20 protein-coding genes are annotated in these 21,009 nt (G+C 39.8%); 12 read left to right on the top strand and 8 right to left on the bottom strand.

Annotated elements, in window-relative coordinates; translation table 11 throughout:
- Nucleotides 1-301: 301 nt before the first annotated feature.
- The 3 genes from DBR40_RS10225 to fucP all read right to left on the bottom strand — a co-directional run bounded on the left by DBR40_RS10225 (nucleotide 302) and on the right by fucP (nucleotide 4,250).
- Nucleotides 302-1,084 carry an SDR family oxidoreductase gene (locus tag DBR40_RS10225; protein ID WP_124559651.1) on the bottom strand — a complete coding sequence of 261 codons (783 nt, stop codon included), beginning with the start codon at nucleotides 1,082-1,084 and terminating at the stop codon, nucleotides 302-304.
- Nucleotides 1,085-1,268: 184 nt separating this feature from the next.
- A complete protein-coding gene (locus tag DBR40_RS10230; RefSeq protein WP_124559652.1) occupies nucleotides 1,269-2,906 on the bottom strand; it encodes a UxaA family hydrolase in 1,638 nt (545 codons plus the stop codon).
- 33 nt (nucleotides 2,907-2,939) lie between these two features.
- Nucleotides 2,940-4,250 (bottom strand): L-fucose:H+ symporter permease, encoded by a 1,311-nt coding sequence (gene fucP / locus DBR40_RS10235; RefSeq protein WP_124559653.1) that lies wholly within the window; start codon nucleotides 4,248-4,250, stop codon nucleotides 2,940-2,942.
- A gap of 332 nt (nucleotides 4,251-4,582) precedes the next feature.
- Between fucP and DBR40_RS10245 the strand changes: the two genes are divergently transcribed.
- Nucleotides 4,583-5,452 (top strand): AraC family transcriptional regulator, encoded by an 870-nt coding sequence (locus DBR40_RS10245; RefSeq protein WP_124559654.1) that lies wholly within the window; start codon nucleotides 4,583-4,585, stop codon nucleotides 5,450-5,452.
- Nucleotides 5,453-5,539: 87 nt separating this feature from the next.
- Here the strand turns inward: DBR40_RS10245 and DBR40_RS10250 are convergent, their stop codons facing one another.
- Entirely contained in the window at nucleotides 5,540-6,499 is a 960-nt protein-coding gene (locus DBR40_RS10250; RefSeq protein ID WP_124559655.1) for a GlxA family transcriptional regulator, read from the bottom strand.
- Nucleotides 6,500-6,635: 136 nt separating this feature from the next.
- On the opposite strand from DBR40_RS10250, the gene DBR40_RS10255 reads away from it, so the two are divergent.
- From DBR40_RS10255 to DBR40_RS10290, 8 genes are all read left to right on the top strand, one after another.
- Nucleotides 6,636-7,130: a DinB family protein gene (locus tag DBR40_RS10255; RefSeq protein WP_124559656.1), complete on the top strand. Its 495-nt coding sequence runs from the start codon at nucleotides 6,636-6,638 to the stop codon at nucleotides 7,128-7,130.
- A 3-nt stretch (nucleotides 7,131-7,133) separates the two neighbouring features.
- Nucleotides 7,134-7,649, top strand: coding sequence for a DinB family protein (locus DBR40_RS10260; protein ID WP_124559657.1), 516 nt, complete (start codon nucleotides 7,134-7,136; stop codon nucleotides 7,647-7,649).
- Between the two features lie 4 nt (nucleotides 7,650-7,653).
- Entirely contained in the window at nucleotides 7,654-8,070 is a 417-nt protein-coding gene (locus tag DBR40_RS10265) for a hypothetical protein (protein ID WP_124559658.1), read from the top strand.
- A gap of 21 nt (nucleotides 8,071-8,091) precedes the next feature.
- Nucleotides 8,092-8,481: a DUF1801 domain-containing protein gene (locus tag DBR40_RS10270; protein ID WP_233603848.1), complete on the top strand. Its 390-nt coding sequence runs from the start codon at nucleotides 8,092-8,094 to the stop codon at nucleotides 8,479-8,481.
- A gap of 33 nt (nucleotides 8,482-8,514) precedes the next feature.
- Entirely contained in the window at nucleotides 8,515-8,937 is a 423-nt protein-coding gene (locus DBR40_RS10275) for a VOC family protein (protein ID WP_124559660.1), read from the top strand.
- 127 nt (nucleotides 8,938-9,064) lie between these two features.
- Nucleotides 9,065-9,442: a DoxX family protein gene (locus DBR40_RS10280; RefSeq protein ID WP_124559661.1), complete on the top strand. Its 378-nt coding sequence runs from the start codon at nucleotides 9,065-9,067 to the stop codon at nucleotides 9,440-9,442.
- A 98-nt stretch (nucleotides 9,443-9,540) separates the two neighbouring features.
- On the top strand, nucleotides 9,541-9,972 hold the full coding sequence (locus tag DBR40_RS10285; RefSeq protein WP_124559662.1) for a DUF2147 domain-containing protein: 432 nt from the start codon (nucleotides 9,541-9,543) through the stop codon (nucleotides 9,970-9,972).
- Nucleotides 9,973-9,981: 9 nt separating this feature from the next.
- Nucleotides 9,982-10,995, top strand: a complete 1,014-nt coding sequence (locus tag DBR40_RS10290) for a WD40/YVTN/BNR-like repeat-containing protein (protein ID WP_199748314.1) — start codon at nucleotides 9,982-9,984, stop codon at nucleotides 10,993-10,995.
- Between the two features lie 57 nt (nucleotides 10,996-11,052).
- On the opposite strand, the gene DBR40_RS10295 is transcribed toward DBR40_RS10290, so the two are convergent.
- On the bottom strand, nucleotides 11,053-11,904 hold the full coding sequence (locus DBR40_RS10295) for a dienelactone hydrolase family protein (protein WP_124559663.1): 852 nt from the start codon (nucleotides 11,902-11,904) through the stop codon (nucleotides 11,053-11,055).
- 62 nt (nucleotides 11,905-11,966) lie between these two features.
- Nucleotides 11,967-12,971: a phosphotransferase enzyme family protein gene (locus tag DBR40_RS10300; protein WP_124559664.1), complete on the bottom strand. Its 1,005-nt coding sequence runs from the start codon at nucleotides 12,969-12,971 to the stop codon at nucleotides 11,967-11,969.
- A gap of 109 nt (nucleotides 12,972-13,080) precedes the next feature.
- On the opposite strand from DBR40_RS10300, the gene DBR40_RS10305 reads away from it, so the two are divergent.
- A complete protein-coding gene (locus tag DBR40_RS10305) occupies nucleotides 13,081-13,674 on the top strand; it encodes a 2OG-Fe(II) oxygenase (RefSeq protein ID WP_124559665.1) in 594 nt (197 codons plus the stop codon).
- 3 nt (nucleotides 13,675-13,677) lie between these two features.
- On the opposite strand, the gene DBR40_RS10310 is transcribed toward DBR40_RS10305, so the two are convergent.
- Together DBR40_RS10310 and DBR40_RS10315 are read right to left on the bottom strand one after the other, a co-directional pair.
- Complete coding sequence (locus tag DBR40_RS10310; protein ID WP_124559666.1) at nucleotides 13,678-14,406, bottom strand: LytR/AlgR family response regulator transcription factor; 729 nt, start codon at nucleotides 14,404-14,406, stop codon at nucleotides 13,678-13,680.
- Nucleotides 14,403-15,899, bottom strand: coding sequence for a sensor histidine kinase (locus DBR40_RS10315; RefSeq protein WP_124559667.1), 1,497 nt, complete (start codon nucleotides 15,897-15,899; stop codon nucleotides 14,403-14,405). The genes DBR40_RS10310 and DBR40_RS10315 overlap by 4 nt, the downstream gene beginning before the upstream one ends.
- 225 nt (nucleotides 15,900-16,124) lie before the next feature.
- Here DBR40_RS10315 and DBR40_RS10320 point away from each other — a divergent pair, with 225 nt between their 5' ends.
- Nucleotides 16,125-17,021: an ABC transporter ATP-binding protein gene (locus DBR40_RS10320; protein ID WP_124559668.1), complete on the top strand. Its 897-nt coding sequence runs from the start codon at nucleotides 16,125-16,127 to the stop codon at nucleotides 17,019-17,021.
- Nucleotides 17,018-20,536 (top strand): ABC transporter permease/M1 family aminopeptidase, encoded by a 3,519-nt coding sequence (locus DBR40_RS10325; RefSeq protein WP_124559669.1) that lies wholly within the window; start codon nucleotides 17,018-17,020, stop codon nucleotides 20,534-20,536. The genes DBR40_RS10320 and DBR40_RS10325 overlap by 4 nt, the downstream gene beginning before the upstream one ends.
- The last annotated feature ends 473 nt before the right edge of the window (nucleotides 20,537-21,009 follow it).

The following is a 21,009-nucleotide window of genomic DNA, read 5'->3' on the forward strand; positions in this document are numbered from 1 at the left end:
TGAAGGGGGTAGGGGGATGATTAGGTACATTACAAAGCACCTTTAAAAGTTTCCCAAGGGTTAATTTATTGGATAAAAATCAATATTAGTTACAGCTCCTTCGGAGTCGTCATTTCGAGCGAAGTGCAGCGTAGTCGAGAACCACGAAGTGCTCAGCGAAGCTAAATCTTATTAGATAGATCTCTCCCTGCCCGAAGCAGGCGGGCGCTCCACTGCGTTCCGGTCGAGATGACGTTTCAAAAAAAAAGGATTACCCATTGTTCAGGTAATCCTTTTATTACTTTATAATGAAGTGCATCGGTTACAACAATGCCCGGTCTAAGTGCACATAACCACCATCAACATGAATAAGCTGACCTGTAGTATGGCTCGATTTATCTGACAATAAGAACACTGCTGTATTGGCGATCTCCTCTACGGTGGTCATCCGGTTCTCAAAAGGGATTTTATCGGTAATGCTTTTCAGTTTCTCTTCCGGCTGATCGAATGTGCTGATCCATTTTTGATAGAGGGGAGTCCAGGCCTCGGCCACGATAATGGCGTTAACGCGGATGCCGTATTGCAATAACTCAACCGCCCATTCGCGGGTTAAGGCATTACGCGCACCATTAGCTGCTGCATAACCCGATGTACCACCCTGACCGGTTTCAGCAGTTTTACTGCCAATGTTTAAGATTGAACCCTTATTCTTTTTCAGCTCAGGCAAAACGTGCTGGGCCAATAAATAATAATGTACTACGTTTTTGTGTAACGATTCCATAAAAGCCTCGTAGGTGCCGCTTTCGAGGCCTACGCCGTCGTTAACCCCGGCATTGTTAACCAAACCATCAATGCGGTTGTATTTGGCTAATATGGCATCAACTATATTTTTACAACTATCGGGTGCAGTTAGTTCGGCAGTAAAATAATCGCCATTCAATCCAAGGTCTTTAATTTCCTGCAACATGCTCTGGTTATCGGCTTCGTTACGGCCAATAATGATGGGGAATGCGTTTTCAATTGCCAAAGCTTTAACAATTGCTGCGCCAATGCCTTTTGCACCACCACTTACCAAAATTATTTTTCCTTTTAAATTTAAATCCATATTAGGGGATATTTTTATTTATTGTTTTAAAACAGGACAGATGGAGCTTTAAGTTTAAAGCTAATGCTTTGTTTCGAATAAAACCCGTACAAATGCATTAAGATGCCCGCCTGCGCGGTAAAGAAGAATTTGTATTGAGGTCCTTCTTCCCCTCATTCATCTTCCATTATACGTCTTCCATCATTTACAGGCTAACACCTCTTTTCCATGGAATAAAATCATCCTGGTTAAGTTGTACAGCTTTTGGTATTTCCTGACCGCTTGCTACTTTAATACAGTACTCCAAAATGTCTTCGCCCATTTCGTTAATGGTTTTTTCGCCGCTGATAACCGGTCCGGTATCAATGTCGATAATATCGCTCATGCGTTTTGCCAAAACGGCGTTGGTGGCTACTTTAATGGTTGGACAAACCGGGTTACCCGTTGGCGTACCCAATCCTGTAGTAAATAAAATTAGTGTGGCACCCGCTGCAGCCTTACCAGTGGTGGCTTCAACGTCGTTACCCGGGGTACATACCAAACTTAAGCCAGGTTTTGTTGCCGGCTCGGTATAATCGAGTACATCTACCACCGGCGAAGCACCAGCTTTACGCGCAGCACCAGCCGATTTAATGGCGTCGGTAATCAATCCATCTTTAATATTGCCCGGCGAAGGGTTCATGTAAAAACCCGAGCCCACTTTATGCGCAAGGTCATCGTATTCTGTCATTAAGCGGATAAACTTCTCTGCAGTTGCGCGGTCTACCGATCTGTCGATCATTTCCTGTTCTACACCACATAGTTCAGGGAACTCGGCTAACAATACTTTTGCGCCAAGGGCTACCAGTAAATCGGCGCAGTAACCCACTGCAGGGTTTGCCGAAATGCCACTGAAACCATCGCTACCACCACATTTTACACCTACACACAATTTATTTAAAGGTGCAGCCTCGCGTTCGTGTTTATTAATGAACATCAACCCTTCAAACGTATTTCTAATTGCATCCTGAATCAGCTGTTCTTCGCTTTGTGTTTTCTGTTGCTCAAAAATCAGTAATGGCTTATCAAACTCCGGATCGAGTGCAAGCAGATCGCGTTTAAAATCGGCTACCTGTAAATGCTGACAGCCTAAACTTAAAACGGTAACGCCGGCAACATTGGGGTGATTGGCATAAGCTGCCAATAGTTTGCTTAGAGTATCCGAATCTTGCCTGGTACCACCACAGCCACCATTATGCGTCAGAAATTTAATGCCATCAACATTTTTAAAGGTGCGGGTAGTGCGGTCGGCTTTAGGTTCGAAACTGATATTGTGGATATCTTCTCCATTTTCGAAAGCCTGAACCAGCTTATGCGTATACGATTTGTATTTGTCGCCCACAGCATAGCCCAGTTCACTGTACAACGATTCGCGGATGATATCTAAATTGCGGTTTTCGCAAAATACCGTTGGGATAAACAACCAGTAATTGGCAGTACCCACAGTACCGTTTTTACGGTGGTAACCATAAAATTTGCGATCGGCATATTTCTGCACATCGGGTGCTTCCCATTTATAGTCTACATCGCGATAAGCAAATGGCTCGGCTGCATGTTTGGTATTTTCTACATTCATGCGCATGCCGGCTTTAACGTCGAACTGCACTTTGCCAACCAAAACACCATACATCATAACCTCATCACCCGCATGCATATCCTGCATAAAAAACTTATGCTTCGCCGGAATTTCTTCCTGCGTAACGTAAGTATTTCCTTCATGTTCTATTGTGGCACCCTGTGGTAAATCCTGCAAGGCAACCAAAACGTTATCGGCATGGTTAATTTTGATGACTAGTTTTTTCATCTATAAATTGTATTTGTTATTTTTTTAATCTGATTAAGCTGCTAAAGTCACTTCTTTTTCAACGTGATTGGGTTTCCATCCTTTCCAACCAAAATAGAATACCACCAAAAAGCATACAAAAGGTACTACATAACCGTATTGGATATTGTGGGTAGCATCAGAAATTAATCCCAATACTGGTGGTAAAAAGGCACCACCCACAATCGACATTACAATAAGTGAAGAACCCAGTTTGGTATCTTTGCCCAAACCGGCAATACCCAATGAAAATATGGTTGGGAACATAATCGACATGAAGAATGCAACTCCAATTAAGGCGTAAACGGTAATCATGCCTGTGGCAAAAATAGATACTAAGGTTAATACGGCGCTGATTAAGGCGTAAAGCATTAACAGTTTATGCGGTGCTACAAATTTCATGAAAATTGTGCCTATGAATCTACCCGCCAAAAATGCAAGGCCTGCAGCACTTGTATACAATGATGCTTTTGCCAGCGTAATGCCAGCCGATGAGGTAATGAAACTGATAAACATACTCATTACACAAACCTGGGCGCCTACATAAAAAAACTGCCCAATAATGGCCCAGCGCAAATGACTGTGACCCAATACATGGCCAAAAGTGCTTTTTTCGTCAGCATGCTCTTCTTCTTTAATATCAGGGAGTTTGGTGAAAATAAATAGAATGGCCACTACAATAATCAGGATGCCTAAAATTAAATAGGGCGCTTTTACAGTCGAGGCTTCCTGCAACACATAGGCTTGTTTGGCTGCTGGCAACATTTTAGCCAATTGCTCATCGGTATAGGTAGATTCGGTGAAAATAAGTTTACCACCTACAATCGGGCCTAAAAATGCAGCCAAACCATTAAAAGATTGCGAAAAATTTAAACGCTGGGTAGCTGTTTCTGGCGGCCCCAATACCGTTACATAAGGGTTTGCTGCAGTTTCTAAAAAGGTTAATCCACAGGCGATAATGAAAAGTGCACCCAGGAAAAAGATGTATTTGGCGGTATTGGCAGCCGGTATAAATAATAAGCAACCAACAGCAAATAATATCAGTCCCACAATAATACCACTTTTATAGCCGTATTTGCGCATAATATAGCCCGCTGGTAATGCCAGTAAGAAATAGGCAATAAAAACCGACGAATCGACCAGGGTAGATTCGAAAACGCTGAGCTGAAAAGCTTTACGCAGGTGCGGAATCAATACCGGATCGAGATTGTGAACAAAGCCCCAGAAAAAGAACAGGCTGGTGACTAAAATTAACGGGAAAAGATATCCTTTACCGCTCTTTGCCGTATCGGATGTTGTGAAATTCGTTGATGTGCTGTGGCTCATATTTGGTTTTTATATTGGTTATGTGGTTTGATCTAAAATAAAGATTATTTGCAAAAAAGAAATCGCCGATAGATGATTTAAATGGCTATAACCCGAATTGGCCAAAGGTTGGCCACAATAAGTTTGTTTAACAGAGAAATGGACATTGGTCTATATAGCAAAGAATAAATAATCCCACCTTCATATGTATGTTTGTTTAGTTGAAACTTTACAAATTAAGTCCTAAAGCGGTAATAAAAATTTAACTTTATCATCTAATTATTAAATGATATTGTCTTAATTTTATACATTGCGAAATATTACTGCATATTAGATTGATTTTTTAAGATTCTATGAAACCGCATTTACTTAATGTATCTACTAATTCGGTAGATTCTTTTAGTGCCCGAAGGGATATTATGCCAGATGTAAACAACCTGTGGCATTATCATTCTGCCTTAGAGTTAATTTATATCAAAAAAGGGCGGGGGACACAATTTATTGGCGACAGCATTAAAAATTTTAATGATGGCGATGTTGTTTTACTCGGAAGTAATTTGCCGCATTACTGGCGCTTTGATCCGGAGTTTTTCGAAACTAGCGATGGGGAACCGGTTGATGTTTATGCCGTACATTTTAAGGAAGAGTTTTTGGGTAAGGATTTTCTTAACCTGCCCGAGAACCAGGAAATAAAAAGAATTTTTGCCCAGGCAAAGCAGGGGATTAAACTACAAGGAGCTGCCAAAGAGAAAATTGCGGTTTTGATGCCTCAGATAATCGAAGCTACAGGCACCATGAGGATTATCAGGTTGCTGGAGGTGTTAACGGTAATTGCCAATTGCAGTGAAAAAAACATTCTGGTTTCCCTTGGCTTTAAACCTAATTTTCTGGAGAACGAAAAAGACCGCATCCAATCTATTTATAATTATACCATCAGCAACTACAAAAAGAAAATCGAACTAAAAGAAATTGCGGCCGTGGCTAAGATTAGTCCGAACTCTTTTTGTAAATTCTTTAAAACCAAAAGTAGAAAAACCTACACCCAGTTTCTTAACGAGATCAGGGTGGGGCAGGCTTGTAAATTGCTTATCGAAAACGATTTAACCGTGAAGGAAATCTGTTACGATTGTGGCTTTTATAACTTTACAAGTTTTCATAAATATTTCAGGGAAATAACCGGAAAATCGCCGTTAAAATATCAGCAGGCTTTTTCTAAGCAATAAAACAACGGGATCATTATTGCAAAGTCAATTTTGCTTTCGTTAATGTTTTGACAGGGCAAGCCTGACAAATTTAATGATCTGCTACACTTACCTGGCCTGAAATTTATCGCGGTATTGGGTAGGTGTCATACCAACCGATTTTCTAAATACTTTTCTGAAAGCTTTAGGATCGTTGTAGCCAGAGTTATAAATTACCTCAGTCATTTGCTGTGCCGTTTGCTCCAGTAATTTTTTTGCGGCTTCTATACGCGTTTGTTGCAGGTACTCAATAGGCGTAATGCCAATTACCTGCTTAAAGCGACGCACAATGTTCCTTCTGCTTGATGGAATATCTTTAATCATCTCTTCAATGGTGGCCACATCCTGGTAATTATTTTCTATTTTTTCCTGTGCAGAGGCTACAATATCATCGTTATGGTGCCGTATAGGCTGAAAAGTGCTAAAATACAATTGGTTTACACGGTCCATATCAATGGCAAAAATTTTAGCAACTTTAATAGCCATTTCTTTTCCGCAATGGATTTGTAAGAGGTGCAGCAACAGGTGGAAAGTAGAAGTTGCCCCACCACTGGTAAACAGTTTGCCATCTTGTGTTACCGTTTTATCGGCCTTTAAATGCACCAAAGGGAATGCGGTAGAAAATGCCGTGCAAGCATCGACATGTGTTGTAGCTGCCCTGCCATTTAGCAGACCCGATGCTGCAAGCAAAAATGCACCTGTGCAAAATGTGGCAATTTCTGCCCCCTCACGATGTTGTAAATTTAGCCATGGCAGGTAATGCCTGTTTTCTGCAATACTTGCTGCCATATCGTTGGTAGAAAAAGATGGAATCAAAATCAAATCAAGCGGCAGTACATTTTCTATCGAAATAGACGGATGCTCGCTAAAATTGTAGTTTTTGTCATCCAGTGTAACTAAACTAATGGCAAAAGGTGTTTCAAGATTATCTTTTCTGTAAAAGCCATTTACGGTATCAAAAACGTCTAAAATGGCAGCTATACTCAATAACCTGAAGTTCTTGGGCATTAATACACCAACTTGTATCATTTGGTAAAATTTAGGTTCTGCGTACAAGATAGAAAAAAAATGTCTGAAATGCCCCTCAATATTGACTTTTACGGCAAGGGTAGGTGGTTAAATAAAGCATTAACTTTATACTTATAATCAACCTAATAACAATAACATGAAAACAAAACCAATAAGTAACAGGATGTATGGCATTATGGTGTTGTACGAAATGCAAACCGATTTTTTATTAAGGGCTTTGGCTGGAATTGATGAAAAAGATGCCCTGAAAAGATTAGATACCAAGGCTAACCACCTCGCCTGGATAACCGGTAGTGTGGTAGATGGCAGGTATTTCCTGGCTAAATATTTTGGCATTGAGCTTAAATCAGCAACGGGCGAACTTTTTGTCGATCATAAAGGGATTATAGATGATGCAGTTTACCCTTCTTTAGCAGATTTTAAGACAGACTGGGCACAGATTTCGCCTTTATTACAGGATGCACTTACCAAGGCTACAGATGAAAAGCTCGACGAGCAATTAGAAATGCCAGGCATGGAAATGACCCTTTATGAGATGATCAGTTTTAATACCTACCGCGAAGCCAATTGCATCGGGCAAATTGCACTCTGGCGCAGGCTGCTCAATTATCCTGGAATGAATTATATGTAAACTATGGAAAAGGTAATTAAAGAAGCCGATGGTACTTTATCGGCATTGGAAAATCTGCTTTCAAATTTTAATGCACAGCAGGTTAATCAAGTGCCTTTTCCCGGCAGCTGGACGGCGGGGCAACTAGCTCAGCACCTGATTATGGCTAATGGTGGTTTTGTAGAGGTAATTAACGGGCCAACCACAGAAACCAATAAGCCAGCCGATATTATGGTAGAAAGGATAAAGGCTGATTTTTTGAATTTCAATACCAAATTTGATTCGCCGGAATTTATTTATCCAAAAAACAAGGAATACGACCAGACCGAATTACTGGCGAAATTAAAGCAGATTCGAAAAAACGTTGTAGATGTGGTTACTACATTAGACCTCACTAAAACCTGTACAGCATTCGAGCTGCCTGTTTATGGATTTTTAACCCGCCTTGAAGCCGCTTATTTTATTATTTATCATACGCAACGGCATACGCAGCAGTTAAAAAATATTTATAGTAAATTAGATACTGCCGATTTTAACTAAATTTATGAGAAATCAAAAGCTTGATCTATTAAATCCATATATTGGTAAATGGCAAACAGAGGGGCGCACAAAAACAGGTGATGTAATTAGTGGCACCGATTGTTACCAGTGGGTTGACGGCGGTTTCTTTTTAACGCACCATGTTGACGTAAAGTTTAATGAAAGGGAAATCAGGTCGTTGGAAATTACCCACTACGATGATATGGATGATGTTTTCAGATCTCAGTCTTTTGGTAATGATGGGATTATTTCGATCGCTACGCTAAAGATAATCGACGATATTATTTTAATATTTGGAGATAATGAAAGGTTTAAAGGTAATTTTAAAACCAATACCATCGAAGGATTGTGGGAGCGTTTTGATGGTGAATGCTGGATGCCCTGGATGGATATTACATTAACAAAGTTAGCCGGTGAATAATAATAACCCGCGTGTATGGCAATGAAAAAGAACCTGCTTTCAGGTAAAAGCGAAGTGGATGAGTACATGCTTAAATTAATACATCCCTATAAACAGGAGGTAGAAAAACTAAGAACTATTATCACCAACGCAAATCCGCTAATGCAGGAAAGAATAAAATGGAATTCGCCAAGTTTTTATTGTCTTAAAGATTTTGCAGCTTTTAATTTAAGGGCTAAAGGGTATGTACAGATCATCTTTATTTTTTACGATGAAAATATGATCGAAGACCCCTCATTTTTACAGGGCAATTGGAAAGACCGGCGTGAAGCCAGATTTTACGGGATGGACGACATTGAAGCAAAAAGACCAGCGCTTGAGCAATTTGTTAACAACTGGATTGAATTAATAAATAAACCAAATAATAATTAACCTTCCCGAAAGGGATTTAACAACAACAAAACAATGGCATCAGTTAACACGTATTTAAATTTTAATGGTAATACCGAAGAAGCATTTAACTTTTACAAATCAGTTTTCGGTGGGGAGTTTGCAGTGGTGCAGCGCTTTAAAGATTCGCCGGGGTGTGAAGGAATGGCAGTGGGCGATCAGGAAAAAATAATGCATATCGCATTGCCGATTGGTGGAAATGTACTAATGGGAACTGATATTACCGATCCTTCGCCTGCATCTACTTTTGGAACCGGTATCTCACTTTCTGTTGATGCGGCTACTGAAGAAGAAGCACATCAGCTTTTTAATGGCCTTTCAGCTGGAGGTACTGTAACCATGGAATTACAAAAAATGTTCTGGGGCGCTCTTTTCGGCATGGCAACCGATAAATTTGGAATCCAGTGGATGGTTAACCACGATTATAAGGAAAAATAAATCTGATAAAATTGCCACGGATGCACAGATTAACACGGAGTGTTTCTGTGTTTTCTTTGTCTCCGTGGCTTAAAAAAAATAATATGCCGTTGTGGCAAAACTAAACAGTCACCTAAAAACTTATGATATGAAAATTGCAGTTATTGTTGTACGCGTGCTTTTAGCCGCCATGTATTTATTTGCGTCGGTAAGTTATTTTCTTCATTTGATGCCAAAGGCACCAGAAATGACACCCGCGCAAACTACCTTTATGACGGGACTGATGGCATCGGTGTATCTTTTTCCGTTACTTAAAATTACAGAATTAATTGGAGGCTTATTGCTGCTTATCGGAAGAACAGCACCCCTGGCTACGATAATTATTTTCCCGGTTACCCTGAATATTTTTCTGTACCATGCATTTTTAGGACCAAAAGATTTACCTATGGTTGGCGTAATGCTTCTCTTTAATATTTTCTTGTTTTATGCTTACCGCCAAAAGTATTTGCCTATCGTTTCTAAGTAAATTTTAAGGGATCTAAAACTTTCTTATACTTTTTCGCTTTATTTAGTGTTTCCTGTAAAGTCAAATTATTATCTTTAAAAACTAACTAGAAAAAAAATATGAGAAAGTTCCCATTTTTAATGCTGCTGTTATTAGCAGTTTCATTTTCTGCTTTCGCACAAAATAAAGATGCAATTATCGGCAAATGGCTTAATCCATCGGGAGAGGGGCAAATTGAGATTTACAAAAAAGGCGATAAATACTATGGAAAGTTAGCCTGGATGAAAGAGCCGAATCTAAACGGTAAACCAAAATTAGATGCTAAAAATCCTGATGAAAACTTAAAGAAACGCGCATTGTTAAACCTCGAAATCTTAAAGGATTTTGATTATGATGGCAGTAAATGGACAGATGGTACAATCTACGATCCGAAAAGTGGTAAAACATACAGCTGTAACCTGAGTCTAAAAAGTACCGATGTATTAAATGTTAGGGGCTATGTTGGTATTTCGCTTTTAGGCAGATCGGAAACTTTTAGAAGGGTTAAATAAATTTTATACATGAAAAAATTACTATGGTGCCTGTTAATGGCACCTTTTTTTTGCGTTGCACAATCGTATTCGGTAAAACCTTTGAATGAAAGTGCCAAAACCAGCTTGCGCGGTTTGAGTGTGGTTTCTGATCAGGTAATCTGGGTAAGTGGAAGCAATGGCTCGGTGGGTAAAACTACTGATGGCGGTGCAACCTGGAAGTGGTTAAAACCGAAAGGCTACGAAAAAATCGATTTCAGAGATATTGAAGCTTTTGATGACCGGCAGGCAATTATTGTCGGTATCGCATCTCCGGCCTATATTTTAAAAACAGTTGACGGTGGCGAAACCTGGACCGAAAATTATAAAAACGTAGATTCAGCTATATTTCTGGATGGTTTGGGTTTTTGGGACAAGAATAAAGGCATTATTTTCGGCGACCCGATTAACGATAAAATGTCCTTGTTAAAAACAACCGACGCAGGTAAAACCTGGTTGGATGTCTCTACGAATTTAAAACTTCCGCTGGCAAAAGGCGAGGCTGGTTTTGCGGCCAGTGGTACAACGATTAAAACCTTACCAGGCGGTAGAACCTGGGTTGCAACAGGAGGAACAGTTTCTAATATTTACTTTTCGCCTGATTACGGAGAAACCTGGCAGGTTTTTAAATGCCCGATTTTACAAGGCGGAAATAGCACTGGCCCCTTTTCAATAGACTTCCTTAACGAAAAAACAGGTATAGTTGTGGGGGGAGATTATTTAAAAGACAAAGAAAATTCTAATAACGTATTGTTAACTAATGATGGCGGTAAAACCTGGCAGAAACCTGCAACGCCGGTATTGGGTTTTCGGTCGGCAGTAACCTATATCAACTCAAAAAACCTAGTAGCTACAGGAACCTCAGGAACAGATATCTCCACTGATGGTGGCCAAAACTGGAAACACATTTCGGATAAAAGTTTTAATGCAGTTCAAAAAGCTAAAAAAGGTAAGCAAGTTATTTTAGCCGGCGAAAAAGGATCGGTTTATCAGTTGGTATTTTAGATCGTCATTTCGATCTGATAGCTATCGGATCGAAATGACGATTATTTATACAAGAAATCAGCCTAGTTTCTGCTTAAACAAATCAATTGTACGTTGCCAGGCCAATTTTGCGGCGGCCTCGTTATACCTCGTAGGCGAGGTGTTGTTGTTAAAAGCATGGTTTACGCCATCGTAGATATAAAGTTTATAATCGATATGGTTTGCTTTTAAAGCCGTTTCGTATGCAGGGATACCAGCATTAATGCGTTCGTCTAAACCACCGTAATGGAGCATTACACTTGCTTTGATCTTTGAAACATCGGCTGCATTTGGTTGGGCACCGTAGTAAGCCACAGCAGCTTGTAACTTCGGATCGTTAACGGCTAATTTGTTAGCCATACCGCCGCCCCAGCAAAAGCCCATACAGCCTACTTTACCATTACCATCTTTACGCTGGCGTAAATAATCCAATCCTTTTAAGTAATTCTGCAGGTTTTTTTCAGCATCCAGTTTACCAATTAGCTCACGGCCTTTATCTTCATCTGCAGGGGTTCCACCAAATGGCGAAAGTGCATCAATACCAAGGGCCAGGAAACCCTCGGCAGCTACCCGTTTGGTAACATCAATAATGTGTGGGTTTAAACCACGGTTTTCGTGGATAACCAAGACGCAGCCCAGCTTCTTTTTACCTTTTGGTTTGGCTAAAACAGCTTTCATTTCTCCCTCAACGCCCGGATAGCTAATGTTTTCAACTTCAATATCATCGCCTGTGAAATCGGCCGCTGCTACATAATTGTTTTCGAGCAGGGGCAAAATGGTTGCCGCTAAAGCGGTACTGCCGGCAAGAATGGCCAGCTTTTTCATGAAATCTTTTCTGTTTATCTGACTGTGGGTGTACGCATCGTACAGGTTGATTATTTTCTGGTCCATCTTGTTGGTTTTGAATAACTATACAAGATAAATAAGCCTTCTGGAATTTGAGCAAGCCTTGCCTAAAAGTTACAATACAGCGCTTCCCATTTTTTGATGAACCCAACACGTTGTTTTACATACCGTGGCGTTAAAAAAATGTTCGACCAGTCGTCGTAATTATCGTAAAAGAATTTCAAAAAGAAGATATGGAAACAAATGCCCAGATAGGGGATTGCAGCTAATTCATCGCTGCTTAAAGGCCTTACCTGCTGATAAGCTCGTAAAAAGACATCAAAATCTTTTTCAGCCTGCTCTTTAGTGGTTAACTGATTAATCTGGTGGAAAAAGTAATGGTTCAGGAACGACATGTGGTCGTTAATCAGGAAACCCTCGCCGGCAAAATCGAAATCAAAAAAGGTAATCCTTCCCCTTTCATCAAAATGAAAATTCTTTGGGAAGAAATCGTAATGGCAATAACCGGTACTAAATTTAGCAGTATCGAAAGTTTCGAATTTTTTTACCACCTTACCTGCAACCTGGCTCAGGTATTCATATTCCTCGGGCATGGTTTCAAAATGCGGTGCCAAAACCCTCAGCGGTTCAAATAAAGTGGTTTCGAAATTAAATACAGGTCGCGGGTTTTTAAGTTTTACTACCGAAGTAGTTTCGTGGAGTTTGGCAATGTCTTTACCTAACTGGATGAGTTGTTCATTTTCCAGCTCATGAATAACCATTCCTTCTGCAAAGGAGAATAAAACACCATTCCTTAATCCCTCAATGGCATTAAATTGTTGAATTTGCTTACCCTCGCGATCTGTAAAAGGGTAAGAAACCGAATTGCCATTGGCTTTCAGTAAATTAAGGAGCTCAACTTCTGCCTCAATTTCGTTTCTTTTCCGGTGCGCATCGCGGTAAATTTTAAAGATATATTTCTGCTTTTCATTTTCCAGAATATAAGTATCACTAACATTTCTAATCAGCAAGCGGCAGGTTGTGGCCTGATCGAGATCGTAGGCCTCAATTAAATAATCTTTTAAAGCTGCGGCAGATAAGGTGGAGTATTGTGCAGGGAAAACGTTTTGCATAAAATGGCGTTGGGATTTTCAAATATAAATTTTCAAAGCGAGATCTAAATCATTAATTAAGATTACCTTACTAAACTTAGGCACGTTGTTATAAGATTAAACCAATCTGGTGGAAAAAATATTTGATTGCCTTATCGATAGTTTTATCGAAGATAAAGTAGGAATTGCCGAGAATTTCCTAAACGTTTCATTAGCTGCCCACCTTAAAAATAACCTGACCAGGTTATTCGAAAATAAAGCACTTTTAAATGCTGGTGTTGGTAATAGTGCAGTTATCAATCAGGATAAATTAATCAGGAGCGATGTAATTTACTGGTTAGACAGAAAACATCAGAACAAACATGAAAATGATTTCTTTGATTTGATGGACGAATTTGTGGAGTATTTGAACCGGACCTGTTATACTGGAATTACAGGTTATGAGTTTCATTACACGCTTTATGAGTCGGGTACATTTTATAAAAAACATATCGATCAGTTTCAAAACAATGGGAGTCGCCAATATTCGATGATTATGTATTTGAACGCCGATTGGAGGATAGAAGATGGTGGAGAATTACGCATTTATCACCAGGATGAAGAACAGGATATTGCGCCTAACAATGGTAAAAGTGTTTTCTTTAAAAGTTCAGATTTGGCGCATGAGGTTTTGCTTACCTATAAACAGCGCATGAGCATTACAGGCTGGCTTAAAATCGGTTAACGTTTAATCTTTAATATCGAGCAACTGTTTAATAATGCTCTTATAGTTTTTGCCAACTGATACCCTTTGTCCGTTTTTAAGAACGATGGTATTTCCTTCCAGATAACTGGCGTATTTTTTATTCAGGATGAAGGATTTATGGATCCGGATGAAATCATCGGCTGGCAGTTGCTCTTCAAAACTGCCCAATGTTCTGGGGGTGAGTAAATATTTGTGATCTTTCCAAACTTTCACATAATTCCCTAAACTTTCTAAAAATTGTATTTCATCCAACTGCAACAAAATATGCTTTTTATCTGCTTTGATTGAAATTTGTCCATTGCGCTGCTGATCTGGGTTTATGGTTTCAACAGGAGCGCCAGATTGTTTTTTTAATTGTTGAAAGTTTAAAGCACGGTTAACAGCTATTAAAAAACGCTCTAACTTGAAAGGCTTTAACAGGTAATCGCAAACGGCAAGATCGAAACTCGCTAAGGCATATTCTTCATAAGCCGAAGTAATAATAACCTGTGGTTTGTGCTGCAGGGCACGCAGAAAATCGAGGCCGTTTAATTTGGGCATTCTGATGTCGAGAAAAATCAGGTCTACTTCCTGTTTACTTAAAAAATCCAATGCTTCTGTAGCCCGATAACAGTGCGCAGCAATTTCTACAAACGGAATATCTTTGGCATAAGCCACAATGATTTCATGCGCAAGGGGTTCATCATCTACAATTAAGCAACGTAAACTCATGTAAATTGGAGTTTTAATTCGGCCTTAAAGATATTGCCAATCGTGCTAATATCCAAAGTATGCTTACCGGGATAAAGCAGTTCGAGCCTTTTCCGCAGGTTATCTATCCCAATCCCGCTATCGGGCCCTATCTCTTCAGGATCGAAAGAGTTTTCTGCACAAAAAGTTAAGGTTTGTGTGTTGCTGATTAATGATAATTTTAGGCTTGCTTCTCCATCGGCAGGCTCAATGCCATGTTTAAAAGCATTTTCGATAAACACAATCAGTAAAAGTGGGGCAATTTCAACCTGATCGTTACTAACCTGCTTTACAAATTCAAAATGTAGTGTTTTGCGCAACCTGATTTGCTGCAACTGGATATAATCCGTAATGTAATCCAGTTCCTGTGCCAGTTTAACCGTTTTTTCTTTCCCTTTGTAAATGGTGTAGCGCATCAGTTCCGATAACTGTAGTATGCTTTCGGGCGTTTTATCCGATTTTTGCAGGCTCAGGGCGTACAGATTATTCAGGGTATTGAAAAAGAAATGCGGATTGAGCTGCTGTTTCAATAAATCGAGTTCGTTTTGCGATTTTTCTTTTTCTAAAGAAAGGATAATGTTATTCTGTTTGCCCCATTGCAGGGCCAATACCACGGGTAAACTGATAAGCATTATGGCAAAAGCACCAAAGGCATTTTCCAGTTCGAAAGGATTGGCCTCGAATATGCTTCTGCCAAATACAGTATTAATGGGTAATAAAATAAGGAGTTGTGCCAGCAAGGGATAAAGTAGGGCAACGGTAGCCGATACGCTTAACAAATAGATTAGCAAGCCTTTTTCTTTCAATATTTTAGGAACAAGCCAACGGCTATTGATGAAAAAAAGGAGGTAACCACACAAATACATAATTAAAAACTGAGAGAAAAAGCTCAGGAAAGCCCCAAAATTGTGTAGCAATTGCCTGATATTAAATTCAAAACCAATAAGCCAGAAGCCTTCTCTTTGATAAACCGGATTGTTTAAACTCGATACCGCCATTATAGAAATACTTAATGCGATTAAAACGATAGAAATAAGTACGGCGTTTTCCAAACCAATTTTCTTTATCCATTTGATATGTTGCACTTTTTTCTGATAATATTGGTTAAGGATGAGCAAAAGCTCGAGTGTTAATGCACCAATAGCTGTAGTAAGCTTATCCGATAAATCGACCGGTTCGGTTTGAAACTGAGTGGCCAGCAACGTAAAAACGGGCAAAAGTATCAAAAAGCAACCGCACCAGTAAAGGATGTACTTTTTGTTGGAGAGTTTTTCCTTTAAAGCCTGTTTAAAAAAAGAAAACATAAGTACAGGCAATAAGCAAAAGCCCAAAGTTAAAATGCAGGTAGCATAAGTAAGCCAAACAGCTGTATGCTGATCGTAGCAGTTGCATATGGCTACCCAAAGTAACAGCCCTGTAAATATGAAAAAGTCCTGGTGTTTATAGTTGGGATTGAAATTTTTTGTATTGGGCATGGTTACGATATAGAAAAGCCTGTTAAAATTAGAAAAGACATTGAAACCATTAAAATATTAATGACGAAGGGCTGGTTTTTGGTGATGAAAGGAAGGAAAGGCATAAAATCAGGTCTAAAGGATGGCTCCTCGTTCTTTCGTCATCACTTTTGTTGCCTTCATCACTTAAATGTGGAAATCAATTTTGGTGAGCTTAATTTGCGGCCATTCTGAAGTTAAAATTCTATGGTACGACTTAAAATACAGCAACTTACAAAAACTTATGGCAATGGCGTAAAAGCACTTGATGAGGTAAGTTTAAATATCCCTAACGGCATGTTTGGTTTATTAGGCCCAAACGGTGCCGGCAAATCGTCGCTTATGCGCACCCTGGCTACCTTGCAGCTGCCCGATAGCGGACAAATCCATTTTGATGGAAACGATGTGTTGCAGAACCCACAGGAAATGCGCAATAAACTGGGCTACTTGCCGCAGGATTTTGGCGTTTATCCTAAAATTTCGGCTGTTGATTTATTAACGCACCTGGCTGTTTTAAAAGGACTGCCCAATACTAACGATCGTAAAGAACAGGTGCTGTCGTTATTGCAGCAAACCAATTTATTCGAGGTGAGAAAAAGATCGGTGGGAACCTTTTCAGGTGGTATGAGACAACGTTTCGGCATTGCACAGGCGCTGTTAGGTAATCCGCAATTGATAATTGTTGATGAGCCGACAGCAGGATTAGACCCACAGGAACGTAACCGTTTTCATGATTTGTTAAGTGAAATAGGCACTGAAAGGGTGGTGATTCTTTCTACACATATTGTAGAAGACGTGAACGACCTATGCCCCGAGATGGCTGTAATGGCCGATGGGAAGCTGATTTTGCAGGGAAAACCTGCCGATCTGACTAAAAACCTGGGCGGAAAAATCTGGAGAAGGGTGATTACCAAAGCCGACCTCGATCAGTATGCTACAGCTTTCGATGTGATTTCGACCCGGATTATTGCCGGCCAGTTAAATGTTTTTGTATTATCGGCTCAACTACCTACAGCAGGATTTGAGCCGGTTTACCCCGGCCTTGAAGAAGTTTATTTTACAGCTTTATTTGGGATAAAAGGCAAAAGGGAGGCTGTAGTATGATTGCTGCATTACTGAAATTTGAACTGAAGTATCATTTTAACCAGATGGCCTTCAAAATAGGGGCAATTCTGTTTCTGGTTTTGGGTATGGTTTGCGTAGCCAAGGGAGGTTTTGGTACCGATGAGGTACACAAGAACTCTCCTTATGTAATTACCAATATCATAGCCTTACTCTCCTTGTTTTCTATATTTTCGAGCACGCTTTTTAGTGCCAACGTAGTGCTTAGAGATGCCATGTACAAAATTGAATCGGTTATATTTACCACTGCTATTACCAAACCTGTATATTTTGTGGTAAGGCTTTTGGGCTTACTTATTGCGGTTTTTACCTTACTGCTCCTGGTTGCCATTGGCATTTTTATCGGTACTTTCTTTGTGGGGGGCGATCAGCTGGGTGCTTTTAATATTGGCTATTTTTTGCATGCGCTTTTGGTGTTTGCTTTACCAAATGTTATTTTTTCGGCTGGTGCCTTGTATTGCACCGGCTTGTTAACCAAAAACGTGCGGGCCATTTACGTAGTGGGTGTGCTGATTTACATTTTGTACATGCTGGCTTCTATATTTGGAAACTCGCCCTTACTGGCTACATCTGCCTTAAAAGGCACCACACCCGATGCTTTGCCTATTCTTTTAGATCCATTTGGCCTGGCTTCGTTTTTCGGCGAAACCAGAACTTGGACAAGTGCACAGCGTAACGGGCAACTCTTTCCTTTAACCGGATTATTTCTGCTTAACAGGTTATTGTGGTTTACTTTTTCGGCTATACTGATGTGGCTAACGTACTGCATTTTTAACTTCAGGGTGCAGCGGCAAAAACAGGCAAAACAGCAAACAATCCCGACGGCAAAGGCTACTCTAATTCCCTTTAAACATTTAGAAGTTAAGCCAAATGGTTTGGGTTATCAACTGACGGCTTTAAAAGCACAATTTAAGCTCGAAATGATCAATCTGTTTAAGAACATTCCGGTTATGGTGATGCTTTTGCTTTGGGTGTTTCTTTTCGGAGTAGAACTGAAAGATGAACTTTTTAGCGGCGTGTACGGCATTCACAGCTATCCTGCAACCGGAATTATTGTAGAAGAAATACGGTCAATTAAATTTGCATTGATACTGATTATCTTTTATGCTGCAGAGAGTATAGCCAGAGAAAAATCGGTTGGTATCCACTCGTTAATTTACAGCACTCCTGTGCGCAGTTGGGTAATGTGGGTAGCTAAAAGTATGAGCCTTTTTGCATTGGTTTTTATCCTTGTTTCTTTAAATATAGGCATCGGCATTACTTTACAGCTAAGTCATGGTTATTTTCATATCGAATTGCCCCTTTACTTTTCTTTATATTATTACAGTGCGTTTCCCTTAATACTCTTTGTAGTGCTTATCGTGTTTATTCAAAATTTGAGCAGCAATAAATATGTAGGCATGATGCTGAGCATGGTTACTGTTTTTATCATGCTTTATGCCGATCGTTTTGGGCTGGAGCATTACCTTTTCCGTTTTGCAACTGTACCAGATTTGCTGCATTCGTACTTTAACGGGTTTGGATATTATGCAACTGCATTTAACTGGTATATGTTGTATTGGGCGGCCTTTGTAACCATTATTGCATTGCTAACCATTGGAATGTGGCAGAATAAGTGCGAAATAAAAGCTAAAAACAGGCTGAAGTCGGTAGGTCTGGTACTTAAGCAGCATAAATGGATCGCTATTTTCGCTTTGCTAACCTGGATTTCAGGTGGTGCATATATCTATTATGAAAGTAATGTAGTTAGCAGGTACCAAAATGCCAAAACCTGGTTAAACTGGCAACTGGCTTACGAGCAGCAATACAAAGCACTGGCCAATATGCCGCAACCTGTTATTAAATCAGTTAAAACCATTGTCGATTTATATCCGGATGAAGGGAAATATACTGTTAAAGGTACTTACCGCTTAAAAAATGAAACAGAGAAACCAATTTCGAAAATATGGATTAGCCTGAACCCCCAGGTAAATTTGTTTGCTGTTGATATTGCCGGAGCGAAGAAAGGCGAGGTAGATGAAAAATTTAAGCAACAGTTTATTACTTTAAACAGCCCTTTGTTACTGGGCGATACCATTAAGATGAGTTTTATCCTCACTGTTTTCAGAAATGGTTTTACTCCTTTTGATAAAGAAAATTCGATAGTAAAGAATGGTAGCTACATTGAACTGGAGAAATTTGTACCACATCTGGGCTACAGTTATAATTTTGAAAGCGATGATAAGCGCTCCCGCAAACAATATGGCTTGACAGAAAAACCCGTTGAGCAAACATTTAGCAGGAACTACGAACTGATTGATTTTGAAACAACCATTTCTACCAATCACGATCAGCAGGTACTTACAGTTGGTGAATTACAAAAAAGCTGGCTTGCCAATAACCGGCGCTATTTCAGCTATAAAACACCCTTGCCTGTAAATTTTATGTTTGCGTTAAGTTCGGCACAGTATGAAGTTAAACAAGAGCAGTACAAAGGTGTTGCCTTAAGTATTTATTATCAGCAAGGGCAGGAATATAACCTAAGGCAAATGTTTAAGGGAATTAAAGATGCATTGGATTACGGAAATGAACATTTTGCAAAGTATCCCCTAAAACAACTTACCCTTGCCGAAATTCCACAATACAAAGGGGCGGCAACGGCTTATCCGGGGATTATCTTTAGTGCAGAGAACATTAATTTTCTGGGTAATTTTAGTCAACAGGGCACTATAGATCACAGTTATGCCATTGCCGCACACGAAACCGCGCACCAATGGTGGGCCAATAAATTGGCTCCGTTTGGTGGACCTGGCTATGCTATGCTTACCGAATCGCTGGCTAAATACACCGAAAATGTATTAATGGAAAAAGCTTTTGGTAAAATGTACCTGCAGCAATATCTCGATTATGATAACCGCCTCTATTTCTTAAACCGCAACAATACCGAAAAAGAATTGCCATTGGCAAAAACACTGAATCAGGCTTATGTAAACTACCAGAAGGGCGGCATAAACATGTACGCGGTTAAGGAGTTAATGGGCGAACAGAAATTCAACGCAGTATTGAAACAGCTGATTGCTGATCATGCCTATCCAAAACCAAAAGCTTCGGCTTCAGACCTGGTTAATGCCTTATTAAAAGAAGCTTTACCTGCACAAAAGAAATTTATCGACGATTGTTTCAACCAGGTGGTAACCTATGATCTTGGCTTGAAAGTACAACAATGCACTTTACTTAAAAATGGAAAGTATCAACTCGAACTTTTGGTAAATGCCGAACGTTTAAGTGCCGGCCCTAAACAATTGCCCGATCTGGAAGTTGAAATTGGTTGTTTTAATCAGCCTGAGCAAGATTGGAGGGTAGAAACCAGGCCTTTTTCTTTGCAGAAGTATCACATTAGCCAAAACCAAACCAGGCTAATACTAATTGTTGACCGTAAACCTAAAACGGTGGCCATAGACCCTTACCGGTATTTGCTTGATGCAGATAAAAGTGATCATGCGGTGGAAGTGAAGTAATACAGGATTCAGCCAGCTGTTAGATAGAAACTCTGTCCTTAGTGTTAAGCGCAGCGTCACTACGGATTATTGAAAGAATGAGTTTTTAAACTCAATAAAAGAACGAGTCAGAGACTCTTTTCTATTCATCATCCGTAGAGCCCTTCGGAACTCTACGGACAGGGAGGACAGGGAGGGGGGAGGTGAAGTAATATAAGATACAGCTTGATGGCCAATACTGATGGCCTGTGGAGACACAGGCCACTAGAAATCTCGTCATTTCGAGTGAAGCGCAGCGAAATCGAGAAATCTATTAAAAGAATAGTATTAATTCCTCTTCTGTCCGTAGCGTTAAGTGCAGCGTCACTACGGATTATTGAAAGAATGAGTTTTAAACTCAATAAAAATGAGTCATAAACTCTTTTCTATTTATTATCCGTAGCGTCCTTCGGAACTCTACGGACAGCAAGGGAAAACTTTACAGACAGGTTGGT

The organism is Pedobacter sp. KBW01, from assembly GCF_003852395.1.
In the GTDB taxonomy this organism is placed as follows: Bacteria; Bacteroidota; Bacteroidia; order Sphingobacteriales; family Sphingobacteriaceae; genus Pedobacter.